This is a genomic window from Nocardia uniformis NBRC 13702 (assembly GCF_001613345.1).
In the GTDB taxonomy this organism is placed as follows: domain Bacteria; phylum Actinomycetota; class Actinomycetes; order Mycobacteriales; family Mycobacteriaceae; genus Nocardia; species Nocardia uniformis.
In genome coordinates this window covers 34,478-53,736 of record NZ_BDCE01000115.1, presented here as the reverse complement: position 1 = coordinate 53,736, position 19,259 = coordinate 34,478, and the positions used below count along the sequence as shown (strand labels likewise).

The window sequence follows — 19,259 nt, the reverse complement described above, 5'->3', positions numbered from 1 at the left end:
CAGAACAGGAAATGGTATCTGATCTGCGAATCTTCAGATTCTTCCTGATCTTTCTCTCTATCTTTTGTCTTTTGTCTTTCGTCTTGTTATGTCTCGAAATCGCCACCACGGCCAGTGGACCCGGCTGGAACGTAAGAACACGCTCCCAACCGCGGAGTCAGGTCAGGAAAGAATCCCAACGCCACCACACTGCTTCCTCTTCGTTCCCCAACGCAACCACCGCACAGTGGCCGTCAAAATTTGGAAACAACCAAAGCCACGAGCCCCCCAACCCACAATCAACTCAGCTGAACCGGAAACACAGCCAAATCATTCTGAGTAAGCACAGGCAAATTCCCAATCTCCTCAACCGGAACCGCCAACCGCACCCCCGGAAACCGCTCAAACAGCGCAGGAAGCGCAATAGCAGCCTCGAGCCGAGCCAACGCCGCCCCCGGACAGATATGCGGCCCATAACCAAAGGAAATATTGCGGTGAGCCGTCGGCCGAGTGATATCGAACTCGTCGGCATCCTCGCCGTGAATCGCGGTATCGCGCCCAATAGCACGGTAGGACATAACCACCCCCTCACCCTTCTCGATGACGGTGTCGCCGATGGTGATGTCCTCGGTTGCGAAACGCATGAGCAGGTGGATCACAGGCCCGTCGAACCGCAGGGTTTCCTCGATGACGGCCTTCCACTCGTACTCCCCGCTGCGGACCTTCTCGAGCTGTTCGGGGTTGGTGAGCAGCGCGCGCACAGCACTGAGGATGAGGCTGACAGTGGTTTCGTGGCCAGCGGCGACGAGGGCCTTGAGGTTGCCGACCACTTCTTCCTCGGTCAGCGGCTCGCCGCCCTCATCGGCCTGGATGAGGGCACTGGTGAGATCGTCGGTAGGTGTCGCGGTCTTGTCGCGCACCATCTTCTCGTAGAATATGTCGAGGTCGGCGAGCACCTGCAACCGCTCATCCTGCGGGGTAAGCATGGAGAAGAACTTCTTGTACGACTCCAACAGCATCGAGTGCGCGGACCGGTCGACGCCCATGAGTTCGCTGACCACCCGCATCGGCAGCGGGTAGGCGAAGATCTGCTTCAGGTCCACGACCGCGCCGTCACGCGAGGCCTCATCGAGGTCGTCGAGCAGTTCTTTGACGAACCGTTCGATCATGGGCCGCAACGCTTCCAGCCGCCGTGGCGTGAGTGCCTGCGTGGTCTTGATGCGCAGCCGCCGGTGCTCGGCACCGTCGACGGTGAACATGGAGCGGCCCGCGTCGATCATGCCGATGAGCGGCCACTGCCGGGTGATGACGCCCGAGGTCCACAGCCCCCAGGCATTGATGTCCTTGACCAGGCGGGTGTCGACCAGCAACTGTCGCGCGATGGTGTGATCGGTGACGGTCCAGGCCGGTGCGCCGAGCAGGTCGATGCGGGCCAGTGGTCCGGCGGCACGCAGCCGGTCGGTCTCCCCTGCGAGGTCGCTGATCATCGGATCGATGGCGATGGGGCATTGTGAACTCACGGGGTACCTCCGACAGCGCGAACTGGTGTGAAACGAACAGGGAGAGAGGTCATTCCGCGCAGAAATGGCGACGGTCGCCGCACCAGGTTCTGTGGCGGAATCGCCAAATCTACGTCCGGGAGCCGATCGAGCAGCACCTCGATACCGGTGCGGGCGATGACTTCCGCGATCTGCTGCGCCGGATACGGGCAGCGGTACTCGCCGTGGCTGAACGAGAAGTGTGCACTATTGCCGAGGTGCGCCGAGGTGGATCCGTCGGAAAGGTGCTGCCGCACATGCGGATCCACATTGGCCGCGCCCAAACCGAGTAGTACCAGGTCTCCGGCGCGAATTGTCTTCTCCGCCAACCGGGTATCGCGGGCGGCCCAGCGCCCGGCGAGGATCTGTGTCGGTGTGTCCTCCCACAGCGCCTCGTTCATGGCCTGTCCGACGCTGCTGCGTCCGCCGCCGAAGGCCGCCGCGAAGCGGTCATCGGTGAGCATGAGCCGCAATGAGTTGACCAGCCAGTCGGCGGTGGTGAGGTACCCGGCGGCGAGGATGGCCTGTAGATCGAGGGCGTATTCCTCGGCGGTGAACGGTTCCGGGCATGCCAGCATTACCGACACCAGATCATTGCCGGGCCGCGACTGCTTGACCGCCACCAGCCGCTGCATGGCCCCGGCGAAGCGCCCGTACGCCTCCTGAGATTCGGCGCCACCGTCGGCCATGACCTTCATGGTCGTCGCCAGCTCGAGCGCTTCTTCATCGGGAAAGCCCATGATTCGCGCCAGCGCCAGCACGGGCAGCGCCATCGCGAACGACGCGACCAGGTCGGCCTCACCGCGCCCACAGAAGCCGTCGATGAGCTGGTCGGCCAGATCCTCACAGGTGCGTCGCAAATCGAACGGATTCACCGCCTCCAGCGCGGGTTCCACCATGGCCACATGCCGTCGATGCTCGGCCCCGGCCGTGAAGTAGATGGAGGGCATGGGCTGGCCCACCATTGGCAGCAGCGGCCAATCCGGCGGAATATTGGGCCACTGATTCCACAGGGCGACATTTCGCGGGAACGAATCCGGATCACTTGTCACCTGGTGCAATTCGCGATAGCCGATCACCAGCCACGCCGGAATCCCACCGGGCAGTTCGACCGCGACCACGGGCCCGTGCTCGCGCCGCATCTCGGCGTACAGCTGAAAGGGATCGGTGTGGAAGCGCGGACCGCTCAGCGGCACAGCGGATTCGGAGTGCCGCACGGGACAGCCGCCGGTACGGTCGGACGTGACTTCGGGGGAGGTCATGACGCGGTCTCCGGGGTGAGGGCGGAACGCCGAGCGGTTTCGGCGTAGAGGTGCTCGACGAGTCCGATCAGGACCCGCTTGCTGGATTCGCGGGAGCGGGCATCGCAAGTCAGCAGTGGCACACTCGGATCAAGATCCAGGGCGTCGCGAACCTCGCCGGGCATATGCGGGTGTCCGCCGAAATCGTTGCATGCCACCACGAATGGCGTCTGCTGGTGTTCGAGTCGGTCGATGGCGTACCAGCAGTCGGCGATGCGGCGCGGATCGACCAGCACGATCGCGCCGAGCGCGCCGGTGAACAATCGGTCCCACAGGAACCAGAAGCGTTCCTGGCCGGGTGCGCCGAAAAGGTACAGCACATGCTCATTGTCGATGGTGATACGCCCGAAGTCGAAGGCGACGGTGGTGGTCGACTTACCCGGTGCCGCGGTGGGATCGTCGATGCCGACGCCCATATCGGTCATGGTCGCCTCGGTATCGAGTGGACGGATCTCGCTGACCGAACGCACCAGGGTGGTCTTGCCGACGCCGAAACCGCCTACGACGACGATTTTCAGCCCGTGGCGCGCGGTGCTGTGCAGCGGTGCGTCGGCGCGTGCCGGTCGAGGGTCGGATGCGGGCGGGATATCAGAGCTTGCGGAGTCCAACGAGTACCTTCTCGAGGGTGGAGGCATCCGCTACCGAGGACCACAGCGCACCGGGGGTGGCGGGGCCGGTGTGCGGATGGCGCACGGTGATCCTGCCCGCGTGCAGCAGGTCCGACAGCAGGATGGTGGCGATGCCGACCGGGATGCGCAGTTCCGCCGCGATTTCCACGACGGCGGTCGGGGCCTGGCACATACGGAGGATGGCCGCGTGTTCGGACTGCATACCGATCGTCGGAGCGCATTCGCTGACAACGAGAGTCACAAGGTCGAAGGCATCGGAGTCGGGTCTGGTCCGACCCCCGGTCAGCGTGTAGAGCCGATCGGGAGTGTCGTCGCGGCCTGATCTGGTCACGGCACGCTCGTTCCCCTACGTGGTGCGGCCGACAGATGGTCGCCGAGCTGCTCGACCAGTTCGCGCATATTGTGGCCGACCAGTCCGGCATCGGCGTCCTCGGCGGCGACCACCGCGATATGCGCGCCCATACCGGCCTCGACGATAAAGAGGATGCCGCCGTAGAACTCGGTCATGGATTGGCGTACCCCGCTGCGGCCGTCCCCGAATTCGACGGAAGCGCCGTGCGAGAGGCTCTGGATTCCGGCGGAGATCGCGGCCAGCTGATCGGCCGAATCGGTGGTGAGTTCCGGTGTGTGGCAGATCTTCAGCCCATCACTGGACAGCAGTAGCGCGTGTCTGGCGTTCGGGGTACGAGAGAGCAGCTGCTCCAGCAGCCACCCCAATTGTGCTGTCGCGGTCGTTGTCATCGATCATTCTCCGAGGAAGGGGTTGTGGTACTCGCGCTGTCGCGCCCGCTGACCGCGCGCTGGAAGGCACCCAGCGCGGACGGCTTGGACGGCGCGGCCGGAGCCACAACGGGATTCGGGGTGGACAGACCTTGGGGGTGCACCGCGGCGAGCGTGCTACCCCGCTGTCGCTTGGGCAGTACCGACTCGGTGGGAGCCGGCGGGATCGGGGCTATCGCGGGTTGCTCGCCGGTGATCACCAGTTGTTCCCCGGTGATCGAGGACGGTGCGACAGTGCTCGCGAGCTGCGCACCGGTGCTCGCGAACTGTCCGGTATTGCTCCCCGGCCGCGCGCCGCTGCTCTGCGACCTGTCGGAAATAGCCGCGGCCATGGGGGATAGCGTGCGCTGCGCGGGCGCTATCCGTGCGGTGAGATCGCGCGGCACCACCACGACAACCGCGGTACCGCCGATCGCCGACGGGCGATACGACACGGTGAGCCCGTGCTTGCGCGCCAGATGCCCCACCACGGCGAGTCCAAGCCGGGTGCCGGTCAGTGAGGACAGGTCCGAGCGGATATCGCGTCCGTCGCCCCCCGAGACCGCGGATTCGGCCCGGCGCAACGCGGATTCGCTCATGACCAGCCCGCTGTCCTCGATGGTGATCACCACGCCCGCGGGCACCTCGGCGGCATAGACGTGCACCTCCGTGGTGGGCGGGGAGAAGTTGCAGGCATTGTCGAGCAGCTCCGCCAGGGCGTGCATCACACCCTCGGCGGCATGGCCGGAGACAGCGATATCGGAGATGGCGCGCAGTCGAACTCGCTGATATCCGGCCACCCGTCCCATCGCCCCACGCAGGATCGATTCCATGGCAATGGGTTTGGCCCAGCGCCGTCCCGACCGCGCACCACTGAGTACGGCGATACTGTCGGCCAGCCGACCCGCCTGCGCGGTGCGGTGATCCAGATGCAGCAGATCGGTGAGCATGGCCGGATCGGCGTGCCGGTGCTCCATCTCGCGTAGTTCCGCCAGCATGCTGGTGGTCATGGCCTGCATACGGCCCGCCGCGCCGGCGAACGCGGCCATGGCCGCGGCCCGGCGGGTTTCGGCGCTCTGGGCCTCGCGCGCGTGGCGGGTCGCATTTTCGTTCACGGTCTCGATATGCGCGGCCGCATCGGTCGCAGCCGTAGTGAGGACGCGCCGGAACTGTTCGGCGTCGCGGCGCAGCCGGACGTTCTCCGCGCGGTAGTGGAAGGCGGCGGTTACGGTGGCACACAGCGCGATAGCCATCACCAGCGCACTCGCCGTTATCGGTATTCGAAGATCGGTGGGTGCGGCGAGTACCGCGGCCACCCCGAGGGCTGTGGTCAGGATCGCGCAGACCAGCAGTGCCGAATAGGGCTGGCGTAGACCACCGATGCTGGGTCGGGGTTGTTCGTCGTCCGGGGGAGTAGATGAATCTGGCAAGTTCCGCACTTCCGCACTCGTGTCGACCACGGGAAACGCAGCGGTTTCCTGGCTTCGACCCGCGTGCACGCGCCATTCCAAAAAACGTGGCCGACAAGCGGTTTCGAAGGTCGCGTGGATTGTAGCCCTCGTATTCGGTGGCCGCCAGTCGAGTCCCGCTGGCAATGTTGTACGTCCGAAAGGAAGTCCGGTCCGGTCATCGGTTGAGCTGTATGGCGACCGGCGCGCCAGTGTGACCGCGACCACCTCCAGAAGAGCAATCCTGCGGCTACCAAACTCGACCGGAAGTGATTCACAAGAAACCACTGGGAAGATCGCACTGTCAGCAGCGAGTATTGAGAGCAGGAGGTTCCGATGGCAATCAAACAGCTAGCAATTTGGCCGCGCGTCGAGACGGAAGATCCGGCATGGCGAGAACTCGGCTTGTGCGCGCAGACCGATCCGGATGTGTTCTTCCCGGAGAAGGGCGGCTCCACCCGCGAGGCCAAGCTGGTGTGCGGTCGCTGCGAAGTGCGTTGGGAATGCCTGGAATACGCGCTCGCCCACGATGAGCGCTTCGGAATCTGGGGCGGACTGTCGGAGCGGGAGCGGCGTAAGCGTAAGGAAGAGTTCCGTCAGTACGGTGAGCTGCGCCGCGCCGGATAGGTGCGACGCGGCCCCAACCCTCACTTGTGCGCGTACTCCCAATCGATGTCCTCGTCGAGCGCCTGACGGACGCGCTGTGCGAGATCCGGTGTCCAGTCCGGAGGTTGAGCGACGGCGGCCCAGCCGTCGAGGACGAGCGTCCCGTACTTGTGGCCGTGTCCGGCCGGTACCTTCTGCGCGTTCGCGAGGTCCGCGCTGATCTGCCAGAACGTGACAATGGGCCACCAGCGCACCGAGCGCGATACATCCGCGCCGCGCGGTTCGGCGAGCCAATCCGGTTCCTGGAAGAGCAGATCCGGCGACCACCACACAATCGGATCCGACGCGTGCTGGAGATAGACAATGCGCGGATCCCACCACTGATCATGCGGCCGGTCCAGGTCGGCGGCCGATCCGGCGAACCGCACCACCAGCCCGTCGGCGTAGATGGGCAGCACCTCGGGCGTACCGGGGTCGCGTCGAGCCTCCAGAGCGCTCCAGATGTGATTGGAGTTCGGCGGGCCGACCCACATCACCCCGTCGACCATGGCGCGAATGTCCTCGAGTCCGGTGAACGCGCCCTCGGAACCCTGTGAACCCAGGCTTTCGCCGTAGACGAGCAGCTTAGGTCGCGACTCCGGCGGTAATTGGGACCAGCGGGCGTGGACCGCGTCGATCACCAGTCGCCCGGCCTCGGTGGCCTTCGACCTATCCGACAGAAACGACAGCACACTCGGTAGGTACGAGTACTGTGTCGCGGCGATCGCGGTATCGCCGCCGTACATGTATTCGATGGCTTCGGCGGTCGTGGAATCCACCCAGCCGGTGCCCGTGGTGGTCACCACCACCAGAACCTTGCGTTCGAAGGCCTTGGTGCGGTCCAGTTCCCGCACCACCAGATCGGCCACGTCCTGCGGAGTAGGAGCCGATTCGAGTCCCGCGTATACGCGAATGGGTTCGCGGGCGGGCCTGCCGGTGACGGCCGTAATGCGTTCGGCCGAGGGAACATAGGACACGAACCAGCGGCCCTCGGAGCCGAGCGTATTCCAGGGCGCGAGTGACGCCGGGCTGCCCGAGCGTTCCGGAATCGTCGGCTGCGCCGCGGAGTCGGAGGTATGGCCGTTGCGCAGGCTGAATGCCGAATTCGCCACGGAGAAGCTGGCTTTCACCAGCACACCCTGGAACAGCAGTACACAGAACACGGTCACCAGCACGACCGCGCTCGGCAGCGCCAGCGCTCGCGGTATGTGTAGATCGATATTGAGTGCGCGCGTGGTCTTCTGTACCGCCCAGCGCAGTGTGCGGTACAGCCCGATGACCAAGGCGACCGTGGCGAAACCCAGCAGTTCGGTGCGCAGATATCCGGAGGTGGTGGTCGGCTCCATACCCATCAGGGTCTGGAGATCGCGCTGCCAGCGCGCCGACCGCGCCAGAATTACGGCCGCGCCGAGGACCACCACCAACATGGTCGCGACCTTGACCGGGGCGCGCACCGGGTGCGTCGGGTTCAGCAGTGCGCTCGATCGCCAGGCCTGCGGCAGGCGCGGTCGCACCCATCTCCGATACGCCCATTCCAGCTGGCAGCCCACCCCATAGCCGATGGCGGCACTGATACCGCTGACGAGGCCCTGGAACAGCCAGGTGCGTGGCAGCAGCGACGGGGATACCGACCAGGCGAAGAAGATCGCGCCAACCACTACGCCCGGGTAGTTGGGGTGGATGGCGCGTTCCGCCCGCACCAGCAGCGCCAGCCCGCGCGACAGAATGGAAACGCTCCGCTGCGGTAACTCGACACTGTGCTGTTGCTCGGCGGTCATCCACAGAGTGTTACCCGCAGTTAGCTGACATGGCGGCGAGCGACACGGATGAGAGCCGGATCACGTATTGCAGCGACTGTGCAATATGCCATTTTGCTATCGCCAATCGATTGTTCTGTGGCTATTTTCGATTCGTACCCGCAGTCCAGTGACGAAGGATTTCTTGTGCCCATTATCGACCTCGGTTCTGCCGCTTTGAATCTCGCGAATGTCGTGACGAGCATCGCTTCCAACATCACCTACCTGCTGCACGCGTGGGGTCTCGCCTGATCTGAACTATTTGCTGGCGCGGGGCGGAAATCACCGCTCCAGGAACACTTTTTCACCGTTCACCCGGGCTGTGTGCCAGACTGCAAATCGCTAGGTACAGCGGGTGTGGGGTGGAATGGTGAGCAACGAACAACTCTCCGGACGGGTGATTCAGTTCCCGGGTCGAGGGCGGCGTGGTCAGGGGCTGCCGCCCACGACCAGGTTCAAGCGAGACGCGAAACTGGCGGCGATACCCGTCGCCTACGCCGGTCGACGAGCCAAAGGCCTCGGTCAGCGGATGATCGGGAAGTCCCCGGCGGAGATCGACCTCGATATCCAAGTGCGCACGGCCGAACATCTGGTCGACGTCCTGGGGGATCTGCGTGGGTGCGCGGCCAAGGTCGGACAGATGGCATCGGTATATCGCACGGCCATGCCGCTGGTGCCGCTCGAGTTCGGCGAGTTAGCGGGGGATGCGCTGGGCCGATTGCAGACCTCCGCGCCGCCGATGATGCCCGCGCTTGTGCATCAGGTGCTCGCCGAAAACCTCGGCCCGGGGTGGCGGGAGGAATTCCGCGAATTCAATGAGCGCCCGGCCGCTGCCGCATCGCTGGGACAGGTGCATCGCGCGGTGTGGCGCGACGGTCGCGCGGTCGCCGTGAAGGTGATGTACCCGGGTGCTCGTAAAGCGGTCGATTCCGATCTGCGGTTATTGCGGAGTCTGTCCGGCGTGATCGCTGTCTTCATGCCCGGCGCGGATGTCGCGGCGGTAATCGAGACCGTCTGTGGCCTGGTGGACGACGAACTCGACTATCACCGTGAGGCCGCCCATCAGCAGGCGTGTGCCGACGCCTTCGCGGACGATCCGCAATATGTGGTGCCGAATGTCGTGGCGCATACCGACGAGGTGCTGATCAGCGACTGGGTCGAGGGTATTTCGGTGAACCGCTTGATCTCCGGGGGCAGCCCGCACGAGCGCGGCCGGTTGGGACTGCTCATCTTCCATTTCCTGGAGGAAGCGATTCATCGGGCCGGGGTGCTCTACAGCGATGTTCATCCGGGCAACTTCCTGGTGCTGCCTGACGGACGGTTGGCCGTAGTCGATTTCGGCGCGTGTGAGGACTATCCGCAGGATATGCGCAGCATTGTCATCGAACTCGGCGAGGTGGTCTACAACGGGACACCCGCACAGCTGGAAGAGGCGTTGCGCAGGCACGGATTCGTCCGTCCCGAACAGGATTTCGATGCCGAAGAGTTGTTGCGCATCGTCACTCCCTTCCGTGACGTCCTAATCCAGGAGGACTTCCGTATGTCGTCGGAATGGCTGCGCGAACAGGTGGATGCCATTGCCGTGCTGCGGTTGTCGAATGTCTTCCGGCAGATGACGCTCCCGCCCCAACTCACCGCCTTCGCCCGAAAGGTGGGCACCACAATCGGTACCCTCTCGCTGCTGGGCACCGATGGACTGGGTCCGGCATTCCTGCGCTGGTGGCCGGAGGTGGCGGAGTCGGTGCGTCGCTTCGAGAACAGTGGTCGAGTGCATTCGTGATGGTCAGCGCACCGCGGAGTTACGTCGCACCGGTCGACCGGTACGCAGCTGCCGAACTACTGCCAGATCGGTCGGCTGGTCGCGGCGGGCGTCGAAGCGCTCCAGCACCGCGGCCAATTCCGGTGAGTACCGGGTGAATTCGGCGCGGATCGCACCGTCGGTCCCGAGTCGGCAGGCCACGCCGAGCGCGGTGAGCAGGGCGCGGCCGAAGGGTGTGAACCATGGTGGGATGGTCAGCTGCCGATTGACATTGGACAGTCGCAGATCCACGTTGTGGCACACCACCCTGCGCATCCAATCCTCGGTGAGACGGAAGGTCGGCTGGGCCAGTGGTTCGGTGACCATGGTCAGCGCCTCGGCGACAGCCTCGGCGTCGAAAGGGCGACCGGGTGCGACAAAGCCGTGGGCGCGCATGGCGGTATCGATCTGTGCGGCATCGCCATTGAAGGTGGCGTCCATCATATCGCCGACCCACTCGTCGAATCCGGCCACCGGCCAGGCGAGGCAGGCGCCGAAGTCCACTACGCCGAGCCGCCCGTCCGGCATTACCCGGAAGTTTCCCGGATGCGGATCGCAGTAGAGCAATCCGCTGCGTGTCCACGCGGACAGGACGAAACGCAGAATCAGTAGGCCGACCCGGCTACGTTCCTCGGGCGCACCGGATTCCATGATGCGCGATACCGGAGTGCCGTTCAGCCATTCGCTGACGATGGTGTCGCCGCGTTGGGAAAGTACCCGGGGCACCACGAAATCCGGGTCGTCGGCATAGGCCTCGGCAAATCGCCGCTGGTACAAGGCTTCCGCCTCGTAGTCGAGTTCATCGCGCACGCAGGTGCAAATGGCCTCGGTCACCGCCTTGACGTCCGCGCCCGGTACGAACACGGTGGCCAGGATGGAGATGCGGCGCAATTGTTCGAGATCGGCGAGTACGGCTTCGCGGGCACCCGGGTACATCACCTTCACCGCCACCGGGCGACCGTCGCGCCATACGCCTCGATGTACCTGCCCGATGGAGGCGGCCGCGGCACGCCGATCATCGAATTCCTCGAAGTGCCACTGCCAACTCTCGCCCATGCTGTCGGCCATGGCGGTGCGCACGGTCTCGGGCAACATGACCGGCACGGAGTCCTGTAGCTGGGCCAATGCGGTTCGATATGGGTCGGCCAGCTCCGGCGGCAGCGCCAGTTCGAAGATGGATAGCAGCTGGCCGAGTTTCGTGGCGCAGCCCTTCAACTCGCCGAGTACCTCGAAAAGGTGCTGAGCGGTGCGCGTCTGAATGTCGTTATTGATCTCGGCTGGCGATCGGCCCAGCGTCCTCTTGCCGACACCCGCCGCTTGCCGTCCGGCGTAGGCGACCGGCAGGGCCGCCAACTTGGCATTGCGGGCCATCCCGCGCATCGGCGGTGTGCCCCCGGACCCCTTCGAACGGTCGCCGCCGATTCGTCGTATCGACATCTGCTCACCTCATCGTGTGCGCGGCCACACAGTTGTGCACGTGCAGTGTGGCATATGAGAGCCTAAACTGTCTGAGACGAGTTTGAAAGTTGTCGAAAGGAGACAGGATGGGCGCGCAGACGGTCGTCGCCGATGTGGCCGATGAACTTGTTCGCCGCATCGCGGCCGGGTAGTACGTGCTCGGTGACCTGACGCCTGCGGCTACGGCGTGGAAGTCGGCATGAAAGCTGCTGCACCGCTGCCGCTTTGGCTGTGGACAGTTCTTAGTCAACGCACAATTGACCACCTGTCTGGGACAACTTAACGTGGATCTGTGTGCTCGGCAATGACGCCGACGCGGGAATGAGGTACCACCATGGCAGGTAGCAGGCGCACGGGACTGGCACGCTCGGCGAAACTGGCGGCGCTGCCGATGGGCATAGTGGCGCGCCGCGTCGCCGCCACCGGCAAGGGCATCTTCACCGGTGCCGAGCGTGGCGAGATCGACGATGCCCTGGTCGACAAGGCCGCCGACGAGGTGTTCCGCGTACTGGGCGAACTCAAGGGCGGGGCTATGAAACTGGGCCAGGCACTGAGTGTGGCCGAGGCCGCGGTACCGCCCCGCTTCTCGGATCGGTATCGGGAAGCACTGACGCGGCTACAGTCCCAGGCCCCGCCGATGCCCGCGCAACAGGTACACCGGGTGTTGGCCGAACAACTCGGTACCCGCTGGCGGGACCGGTTCACCAGCTTCGATTCCGAGGCGGTGGCGGCGGCCAGTATCGGTCAGGTGCATCGGGCGGTGTGGGCGGACGGGCGCGCCGTGGCGGTGAAGATCCAGTACCCGGGCGCGGATGTGGCGCTCATGTCGGATCTGAAGATGCTGCAAATGCTTTCGGGTGCGTTCGGGATGTTCATGCCCGGTGTGGATGTGCGCGCGCTCATCGGTGAATTCGTCGATCGGACGGCGGAGGAACTCGACTATCGGATCGAGGGCGACCACCAGCGCCGCTTCGCGCGTGCCTATGCGGCCGATCCGCACTTCTTCGTACCGCGCGTCATCGCCAGTGCACCGAAGGTCATGGTGACCGAGTGGATGGAGGCCACACCGCTATCGACGATCATTGCGAGCGGCACCGCAGCCCAGCGTAATCGCGCCGGACTGCGGCTGGCGGAATTCGCGCTCTCCTCGCCGGAGAAGGTCGGCTACCTGCACTGCGACCCGCACCCGGGCAACTATCAGCTGCTCGACGACGGCCGCCTCGGTGTCATCGACTTCGGTGCGGCCATCGCCGTGCCCGAGGGGCTGCCGCCGGTGGTGGGCGAGCTGGCCCGTCACGCGGTCGCCGAGGACTACGACCGGCTGTTGGACTGCCTGCGCGACAACGACTTCGTGCGTGCGGGCCACCGGCTGGAACTCGATCCCATCACGCGCCTGGTCACCCCGCTGGTGGCACAGTTCGACGGCGATCGGGTGCACATCAGCCGGGAACTGCTCCAGGGCCATATGGCGCGGGCCATGGACGTGAAGAACATGTCCATGAACAACACCCTCGCCGTCCGGATGCCGGAGGACCTGCCGGATATGGTCATGCTGGGCCGGGTATTCGCCGGAATCATCGGCGTCTGTGCGCAACTCGACGCCGACGGTCCCTTCCTGGCGCTGGTGCGGCGCTGGCTGCCCGGCTACGCGGCGGCGGGCGAAGCGGCGTAGCGCGGGCCCGGTGTCATCCGGCGACGACCGTGGCGGCCGCGAACAGTGCGCCGATAATGGCGATGGCCATGACCGCCAGAATCACCAGATTCCCTCGGGTCGGCGGTTCGGCACCTGGAAGGTTGGGGTGATCGGCCATCGTCGACATCTCCTCGGCGGTATCGGTGGCGGCACGGACGCTTCGTATCGCGGTGCCTCCCAATAGGTTTGCAGACCACGACGGTAGAGCATGGGGTCACCCGTCCAACGGGCGACTCCGCTGACCGGGACAATACTGCCCGTGGCGTCGTCGGTGCGGCATCAGAAGCGGCCGAAGAGGACCGCCGCATTGTGGCCACCGAAGCCGAACGAATTATTCATGGCGAATTCGATAGTCGTATGGCGCGGCTTGGAGTGCACCACGTCGAGGTCGATTTCGGAGTCCTGGTTGTCGAGATTGAGGGTCGGGGGGATTACCTGGTCACGGAGGGTGAGGACCGAGAGCGCGGCCTCCAGCGCACCGACCGCGCCGACGGAGTGGCCGAGCGCGGATTTCGGCGCGTAGACCGACGGATGGTTGCCGATGGCGGCGGCAATCCCCTTGGCCTCGGCCAGATCCCCCATGGTGGTGCCGGTGGCGTGCGCGTTGACGTGATCGATCTCCGCAGCGGTGACCCCCGCGGTCTCGATGGCGCGGCGCATGGCACGGGCACAGCCGGTCCCCTCCGGATCGGGTGCGACCAGGTGGTAGCCGTCGGCGGTGAGGCCCGCGCCGAGCAGGCGCGCCAGGGGTTTCGCGCCGCGCGCCAGGGCGTGCGCCTCGGATTCCACGATCAGCAGAGCGGCCGCCTCGCCGAAGACGAATCCGTCGCGATCGCGGTCGAAGGGGCGGGAGGCTTTCTCCGGTTCGTCGAGTCGGGAGCTCAGCGCCCGTGCCATGGAAAACCCAGCGATGGCAACGGGATTGATATAGCCCTCCACCCCGCCCGCGACCACCATATCGGCCTCGCCGAGGATGATCGAGCGCCAGGCATGTACGAGAGCTTCGCAGCCGGAGGCGCAGGCGGATACCGGCGTCACCAGGCTGGCACGTGCGCCGATCTCCAAGCCGACCACACCGGATACCCCGTTGGGCATACTCATCGGTACCGCGAACGGCGAGACCTTGCGGTAGCCGAGATTGTGCATGGCGTCATTGGCGGCGATGATGGAGTCGGCTCCTCCCAAGCCGGTGCCGATGCACACGCCGAGGCGATCCTTATCGACGTCGGGCCGACCAATGCTGTCCCACAGGCGTTTACCCATGACGTACGACATTTGCTGGACGTAACACATGCGGCGTTTGCGGACCCGGTCCAATTCGTCGGTGGGATCGCTGACGAGTTTGCCACCGATGGCATTCGGCAGCTTGTGCCGGGTGATATCCGGATCGGTGAGTGGCTTGATTCCACTCGACCCCGATAGCAGGCCCTGCCAAGTGCCTTCGGTATCGGCGGCGAGCGAGGTGGTCAATTCCACCGCCGTCACCACGACATTGCGGAACCCGCCGGCGCGGGTGGAAAAACTGTCGAGGGTCTGCACTATGGTCCAATCCTCACTGTGTCGATCCCACAGGCTCGAACGCGGCAGCACCGGAAGGTCGGCCGAGACGGCGTTGTCTATCGGCGCGTGGCGTGTGGGCGACCAATTGTTGAGCGCGGTAGTGAAATTCCGCGCCTGGGTCAGGGTAACCCGAAAAGTGTGGGACAGCAGGCGGAGTGCGCATCTGAGGGAAGGCAAAAGTCATTGCCACTCAGTGAATTTGGGAGCCGACGAGCTCAGTCGAGCACCGCGATGGTGATCACCGAGGCCAGGTACTCCTGCCCGGCGAGATTGGCGTGCAACGGGACCGTCGGGGTATCCGGTACGGGCCCGTTGACCCAACGGGTGTCCGGTGGCTGACAGATATCGTGTCCCGTCTTCGCGTAACTATCGGCGAAGCGGGCCGAATGTGTGGCCGCCACCTCGCGGAGCGCATCGGTAAGGCGCTGTCCGCCACCGTGGTCGATGATCCCGTAGCAATTGCCGTGGGGCGGCAGATATCGCAGGTAGGTGGTGAGTACGACGGTGGCATGTGGTGCGCGCCGGTGAATGTCGTCGAGGATCGCGCCGACCCGGGCACGCATGGTGTCGAGTTGCTGGTCGGTGATCACATTGACATTGAAGGCACCGACATCGTTGGCCCCGATGGTGATTGTCACCAGGTCGGTGTCCGGAGTGAGTGCGTCGAGTTGCGGTGGATTCGGCGGCCCGTTCATGCCGTACTGGGGTGCTGTCATATTCGATGGCTTTGCGCCGCTGCAGCTGACATCGACGAATTCGGTCACTCCGAGTGTATGAGCCAAGACCGAGGGGTAGTTGTCCTCGGCCCGGCGGCAGAAACGCGGGCTGTCAGGTTTCAATTTGTCGACCGAGCCGACCGCCGCCGCGGAATCTCCGAGCGCGACGTACTTGTCGAAGCGAGGAGCGGATTCGGTAGGCACCGCGCCCACGGTGGTGATCGATAGGGCGGCGGCGATGGCGGTGAGCAGTGCGATCCGGCGTGGCCCCGTTGCGCGCATATCCTGTCTCCTCGGCGTCGGTGTCCAGTCTCCGGCACGACGGTGGGGTTGTGCCAGCTGGGCGCGCGGAACTCGAGCCGGTCGCGGAGCAGAATCTGAACCGGCACCTCGCTATCGCCGCCACGAGCCGTGCGGCGGTTGTGGATAGCGAAAAGGTTGTCCACAGCACCGATTTCCACCCTGCCGCCGGTGTGCTGCGGCTGCTAGATTCGCTGGCAGACAGGGGGTTTCCAAATGGGGGAAATATTGCGAGCCGATCTCGAAGCACTTCGAGTCATGGCTGCGGGAGTGCGGGGCGAGGCCGGAACCATCAGCGGAATCGACCCGGTGGATCTGGTCGCGAGTGTCGGTCGGGCCATGCCGAATTCGGCCATCGGATCGGCCGCGGTGGGGGTGGGTGAGCCCCTATTGTCTGCCTTACATGGGATGGCCGAACGTTTGCGGGGAATGGCGGAGGCGGCCGAGAACGGTGCTACCACGTATGAGAACGCCGATCGGGTTTTCGCCGAGCAACTCGAGCGATATCTGCATGGGCCGTTGTAGTCGGTAGCGGGGATCTCGGTCCGGGGGTACGGAAATGGCGCGGGCGACCGTATCGCAGGTTCGTGGGTGGGATCCCACGGCCACCGCGGCGGCGAGTGATGCGCTGGTGGCGGCGAACCGGGCATTCGGAGCCGCCATGCGGCAGGGGAGTCGCCATATCGATGCCGCACTGGCGGATTGGCGGGGAGATGCCGCGGCGGCGGCCGCGCTGCGAGCGCTGGACTCGCAGTTGATGTCCAATCATCTCGGTGCCACCATCGTCGCGATCGCCGACGCGTTCGCCGATGCGGTCAATCTGGAAGAGGTGTGCGCGGCCGTGCGCGGCATCGAGCGGGATGCGGCCGCCAAGGGATGCGTGATCGCCGAGGACGGCACGGTCGCCGCGCCCGAGGCCGATACCGGCAATCCCGCATTGGATGTCACCTTGCAAGCGGGCTTCGATACCGAGGCCGCCACCCTGCAGGCCCGACTCATCCCACTGCTGGACACCGCCGGGGATATCGACCGCACCGCGGGCGCACAGCTCGTGGCGGCCACCGCCGCCCTTGCCGCCCTACAGACGAATCCGCAGGGCGCACCGCTCGATTCGCGAGTCCGCGCCATCCTCGACGGCACCGCCTTCCTCCCCGCCGATCCGCGCGCCATGTACGAGCTGTGGGAATCGCTCACCCCGGCCGACCATGACGCGCTGTTCGCCTACGACCCCTCCATTGGTAATCGCGACGGCATCGCGGGCGTGGCAAAGGATCACTACAACCGGCTCTACCTCGAACAGTTGCGCACACGGGCGAGCGCCGAGCTGGTCGGCTCGGGCGGACCGCACGACTGGTCGGACACCACCGATCCGCCGTCCACGCTGGCCGAATGGCGACGGTTCAACGATGTGGCCGCCGCCGAACGGAAAGTCCGTACCCGTCTCGCCGACTACGACGAGGTCGCCGACCAACTCACCCGGCGCGGCGCGACTCGCCTCCTCCTCGGCATCGACGACCAGGGCCGCGGTGTCGTCGCCCTCGGTAATCCGGACTCCGCGCGCAATATCGCGACCTTCGTCCCGGGCGCGTCCGCCACCCTCGCCGGTATTGGGCAGGGTGTCGACCGTGCGACCGCACTGCTGGGCGCGGCCACACGCTCCGACGCATCCGCCCGCACCGCGGTCATCACCTGGTACGGCTACCACGCGCCGCCGGACCTGGTCGCCGCGCGCCGGGACGACTACGCCGACGCCGCCGCCCCCGACCTGGATCGCTTCCAGGACGGTCTGCGCGCGACCCACGCCGGTCCGCCCTCGCACAACACCGTCGTGGGCCACAGTTACGGCAGCACAGTGATCGGCGTCGCCGCCGGCGACGGTCGGTCACTCGCGGTCGATGATGTGATCTTCGTCGGCAGTCCGGGCGTCGAAGCCGACCGCGTCACCGACCTGAGACTCGACAATGTGCCCGCCGCCGACAACCACCGCCGGATCTTCGCCACCGCGGCCGCCGCCGACCCCATACCTCTTTTCGGTCAACTCGCCCACGGCATCTCTCCCGTCGAACGTGCGTTCGGCGCAACGGTTTTCGAGTCGTCCTCCGGTGCGGTCCTACAGCGTCCGCCGCTTCCGATCGTCGGGTACGAGCCGTGGGCGCATGGTACGTACTGGGACCTTGACAACCCCGGCTTGACTACCCAGGGCGAGATCATCGCTGGCAGGCACCCCGGGTGACCCCCGCATAAATGGTCACTGGATGATTGCTCTCGGTATTTTCTGGACGATTGACCGTGTTATGGTGCGTGTGATCCGGGGCACAAAGCCCGAGCTGGACATTCGGCACGGATTTTGATCAGGGTTGTAGTTGGAAGGTTCGACGATGGTGAACACCGCTGGCGAGATTCCGGCGCAGGCGGATTCGTGTGGTGCTGTAAGCGTCGACGTGAACGGCTCGAGGACGTAATGCGCCACGACGCCATTCGACGCAAGTTCAAGCTGCACGAGGATCAGCGACGGGCAAGTGAATTGCCGCAGCTGCTGCTCGGGCTGGAGGTCCACGGATTCGTCCGGGCCGATGAGCTGCCCCAGCAACTGCTCGATACGCTCGCCGACTTCGCGACCGGCGCCACGGCTCCGCATCAGCGGATCTACGCCGGTACCGCCAAAACCAGGGTCGATGAATGGCATTCCGAACTGCTGCGACGCGCGGGTATCGGCGAGCGATTCTTCCTGCAGACCGGCCTCGAGTACTTCCCCTGGGCGGATTGCCGCATTACCGATGAGCGGTGGCTGGATTCGGTCCGCGGTGTGCTCGGCCAGAGCCTGGGCTTCATTGCGCACGATCGTAATTCGGCGGTGGTGACCGTCCCGGTGGGTCATGATGTGCTCGGCTACCTTACCGTGCCCCTGCGGGCGCCCGCCGATAACGCGAACGAGGCGACCGTACTGATGGCTCGGATCGATCCGAGCGCGCCCCGAGAATCCGAAGTGGCGGGTGGCTAACCCTCGAACCGGGCGTCGCGGGGCTACGTTATTCGGGTAGCCGCGCGACGGAAATCGAGGTGCCGCCATGTATTTGTCAGGCCCTGCTCTCTCCGGCCCGACCACCTTCAACGGCCTGCCCGCACACGTACTTCTGGTTCACGCGCTGGTGGTGCTGGTCCCCTTGACCGCGGCGCTACTCATCGTGTCCGCCGTTTGGGCCGCCGCCCGGCGACGTTTGGTCTGGTTGACGGCTGTGCTCGCGGCGGTGGTGGTCGCGCTGACTCCGCTCACGACCGAGGCGGGGGAGTGGTTGGCGCAGCGGGTCGGCTCGACGCCGGAGGTAGAGAAGCACATCGAACTCGGTGGTTCGACATTGTATTTCGTGATTCCGCTGCTGGTGGTGGCCGTATTGCTGCTGCTGTGGCACTGGCGCGAACAGCGTGGCGCGACCGTGGGCAAGGGCGTGGTGAGCATCTTCATCGTGCTGGCGATCGTCGCCGGGGTGGCGGCGAGCGTGCACATCTACCGCGTGGGCGATTCGGGAACGCGCGCGGTCTGGGGTGGAATCACCGCGGTGTAGCCGCTCGGGCAACAGCCCATGGGCAACAGCCCATGGGCAAAGAAAACCGCCGTGGCCCGGCGCCCGGTCTGCGGGC

At 65.4% G+C, this 19,259-nt stretch carries 18 protein-coding genes; 7 read left to right on the top strand and 11 right to left on the bottom strand.

The annotated features are described in order from the left end of the window. Positions 1-278: 278 nt before the first annotated feature. From NU1_RS37835 to NU1_RS37810, 6 genes are read right to left on the bottom strand one after another with little or no spacing between them, the layout of a single operon-like run. Positions 279-1,499 (bottom strand): cytochrome P450 family protein, encoded by a 1,221-nt coding sequence (locus NU1_RS37835; protein WP_067529061.1) that lies wholly within the window; start codon positions 1,497-1,499, stop codon positions 279-281. Then, positions 1,496-2,779 carry a cytochrome P450 gene (locus NU1_RS37830; protein WP_067529060.1) on the bottom strand — a complete coding sequence of 428 codons (1,284 nt, stop codon included), beginning with the start codon at positions 2,777-2,779 and terminating at the stop codon, positions 1,496-1,498. The genes NU1_RS37835 and NU1_RS37830 overlap by 4 nt, the downstream gene beginning before the upstream one ends. Continuing rightward, a complete protein-coding gene (locus NU1_RS37825; protein ID WP_067529059.1) occupies positions 2,776-3,426 on the bottom strand; it encodes a GTP-binding protein in 651 nt (216 codons plus the stop codon). The genes NU1_RS37830 and NU1_RS37825 overlap by 4 nt, the downstream gene beginning before the upstream one ends. Continuing rightward, entirely contained in the window at positions 3,407-3,778 is a 372-nt protein-coding gene (locus tag NU1_RS37820; RefSeq protein WP_067529058.1) for a DUF742 domain-containing protein, read from the bottom strand. Before NU1_RS37820 ends, NU1_RS37825 begins: the two co-directional genes overlap by 20 nt. Continuing rightward, entirely contained in the window at positions 3,775-4,188 is a 414-nt protein-coding gene (locus NU1_RS37815; RefSeq protein WP_067529057.1) for a roadblock/LC7 domain-containing protein, read from the bottom strand. The genes NU1_RS37820 and NU1_RS37815 overlap by 4 nt, the downstream gene beginning before the upstream one ends. Next, positions 4,185-5,636: a sensor histidine kinase gene (locus NU1_RS37810; RefSeq protein ID WP_245720498.1), complete on the bottom strand. Its 1,452-nt coding sequence runs from the start codon at positions 5,634-5,636 to the stop codon at positions 4,185-4,187. Before NU1_RS37810 ends, NU1_RS37815 begins: the two co-directional genes overlap by 4 nt. A gap of 354 nt (positions 5,637-5,990) precedes the next feature. On the opposite strand from NU1_RS37810, the gene NU1_RS37805 reads away from it, so the two are divergent. Further along, positions 5,991-6,281: a WhiB family transcriptional regulator gene (locus NU1_RS37805; RefSeq protein WP_067529056.1), complete on the top strand. Its 291-nt coding sequence runs from the start codon at positions 5,991-5,993 to the stop codon at positions 6,279-6,281. Positions 6,282-6,301: 20 nt separating this feature from the next. On the opposite strand, the gene NU1_RS37800 is transcribed toward NU1_RS37805, so the two are convergent. Next, on the bottom strand, positions 6,302-8,077 hold the full coding sequence (locus tag NU1_RS37800; protein WP_067529055.1) for an alpha/beta hydrolase: 1,776 nt from the start codon (positions 8,075-8,077) through the stop codon (positions 6,302-6,304). A gap of 388 nt (positions 8,078-8,465) precedes the next feature. Between NU1_RS37800 and NU1_RS37795 the strand changes: the two genes are divergently transcribed. Next, positions 8,466-9,875, top strand: a complete 1,410-nt coding sequence (locus tag NU1_RS37795) for an ABC1 kinase family protein (protein WP_067529069.1) — start codon at positions 8,466-8,468, stop codon at positions 9,873-9,875. A gap of 3 nt (positions 9,876-9,878) precedes the next feature. Here NU1_RS37795 and NU1_RS37790 read toward each other — a convergent pair whose 3' ends face one another. Beyond that, a complete protein-coding gene (locus NU1_RS37790; protein ID WP_245720497.1) occupies positions 9,879-11,330 on the bottom strand; it encodes an ABC1 kinase family protein in 1,452 nt (483 codons plus the stop codon). 355 nt (positions 11,331-11,685) lie between these two features. Here NU1_RS37790 and NU1_RS37785 point away from each other — a divergent pair, with 355 nt between their 5' ends. Further along, on the top strand, positions 11,686-13,023 hold the full coding sequence (locus tag NU1_RS37785; RefSeq protein ID WP_067529053.1) for an ABC1 kinase family protein: 1,338 nt from the start codon (positions 11,686-11,688) through the stop codon (positions 13,021-13,023). 13 nt (positions 13,024-13,036) lie between these two features. Here the strand turns inward: NU1_RS37785 and NU1_RS43920 are convergent, their stop codons facing one another. The 3 genes from NU1_RS43920 to NU1_RS37770 all read right to left on the bottom strand — a co-directional run bounded on the left by NU1_RS43920 (position 13,037) and on the right by NU1_RS37770 (position 15,602). After that, a complete protein-coding gene (locus tag NU1_RS43920; RefSeq protein ID WP_281221291.1) occupies positions 13,037-13,162 on the bottom strand; it encodes a hypothetical protein in 126 nt (41 codons plus the stop codon). A 161-nt stretch (positions 13,163-13,323) separates the two neighbouring features. Then, positions 13,324-14,583, bottom strand: coding sequence for a KasA/KasB family beta-ketoacyl-ACP synthase (locus NU1_RS37775; RefSeq protein ID WP_067529051.1), 1,260 nt, complete (start codon positions 14,581-14,583; stop codon positions 13,324-13,326). Positions 14,584-14,819: 236 nt separating this feature from the next. Then, positions 14,820-15,602, bottom strand: coding sequence for an SGNH/GDSL hydrolase family protein (locus NU1_RS37770; RefSeq protein WP_067529050.1), 783 nt, complete (start codon positions 15,600-15,602; stop codon positions 14,820-14,822). Positions 15,603-15,836: 234 nt separating this feature from the next. On the opposite strand from NU1_RS37770, the gene NU1_RS37765 reads away from it, so the two are divergent. The 4 genes from NU1_RS37765 to NU1_RS37750 all read left to right on the top strand — a co-directional run bounded on the left by NU1_RS37765 (position 15,837) and on the right by NU1_RS37750 (position 19,183). Continuing rightward, complete coding sequence (locus NU1_RS37765; protein ID WP_067529049.1) at positions 15,837-16,145, top strand: DUF7162 family protein; 309 nt, start codon at positions 15,837-15,839, stop codon at positions 16,143-16,145. 34 nt (positions 16,146-16,179) lie between these two features. After that, on the top strand, positions 16,180-17,853 hold the full coding sequence (locus NU1_RS37760) for an alpha/beta hydrolase (RefSeq protein WP_067529048.1): 1,674 nt from the start codon (positions 16,180-16,182) through the stop codon (positions 17,851-17,853). 228 nt (positions 17,854-18,081) lie between these two features. After that, entirely contained in the window at positions 18,082-18,621 is a 540-nt protein-coding gene (locus tag NU1_RS37755; protein WP_067529047.1) for a hypothetical protein, read from the top strand. A gap of 67 nt (positions 18,622-18,688) precedes the next feature. After that, positions 18,689-19,183 carry a DUF2231 domain-containing protein gene (locus tag NU1_RS37750; protein ID WP_067529046.1) on the top strand — a complete coding sequence of 165 codons (495 nt, stop codon included), beginning with the start codon at positions 18,689-18,691 and terminating at the stop codon, positions 19,181-19,183. The last annotated feature ends 76 nt before the right edge of the window (positions 19,184-19,259 follow it).

What these genes read in the sequence shown, in the direction of transcription:
- NU1_RS37830 (WP_067529060.1), bottom strand. Translation starts at nt 2,779, where the DNA reads ATGACCTCCCCCGAAGTCACGTCCGACCGTACCGGCGGCTGTCCCGTG.
- NU1_RS37815 (WP_067529057.1), bottom strand. Translation starts at nt 4,188, where the DNA reads ATGACAACGACCGCGACAGCACAATTGGGGTGGCTGCTGGAGCAGCTG.
- NU1_RS37805 (WP_067529056.1), top strand. Translation starts at nt 5,991, where the DNA reads ATGGCAATCAAACAGCTAGCAATTTGGCCGCGCGTCGAGACGGAAGAT.
- NU1_RS37800 (WP_067529055.1), bottom strand. Translation starts at nt 8,077, where the DNA reads ATGACCGCCGAGCAACAGCACAGTGTCGAGTTACCGCAGCGGAGCGTT.
- NU1_RS37790 (WP_245720497.1), bottom strand. Translation starts at nt 11,330, where the DNA reads ATGTCGATACGACGAATCGGCGGCGACCGTTCGAAGGGGTCCGGGGGC.
- NU1_RS37785 (WP_067529053.1), top strand. Translation starts at nt 11,686, where the DNA reads ATGGCAGGTAGCAGGCGCACGGGACTGGCACGCTCGGCGAAACTGGCG.
- NU1_RS43920 (WP_281221291.1), bottom strand. Translation starts at nt 13,162, where the DNA reads ATGGCCGATCACCCCAACCTTCCAGGTGCCGAACCGCCGACCCGAGGG.
- NU1_RS37770 (WP_067529050.1), bottom strand. Translation starts at nt 15,602, where the DNA reads ATGCGCGCAACGGGGCCACGCCGGATCGCACTGCTCACCGCCATCGCC.
- NU1_RS37765 (WP_067529049.1), top strand. Translation starts at nt 15,837, where the DNA reads ATGGGGGAAATATTGCGAGCCGATCTCGAAGCACTTCGAGTCATGGCT.
- NU1_RS37760 (WP_067529048.1), top strand. Translation starts at nt 16,180, where the DNA reads ATGGCGCGGGCGACCGTATCGCAGGTTCGTGGGTGGGATCCCACGGCC.
- NU1_RS37755 (WP_067529047.1), top strand. Translation starts at nt 18,082, where the DNA reads ATGCGCCACGACGCCATTCGACGCAAGTTCAAGCTGCACGAGGATCAG.
- NU1_RS37750 (WP_067529046.1), top strand. Translation starts at nt 18,689, where the DNA reads ATGTATTTGTCAGGCCCTGCTCTCTCCGGCCCGACCACCTTCAACGGC.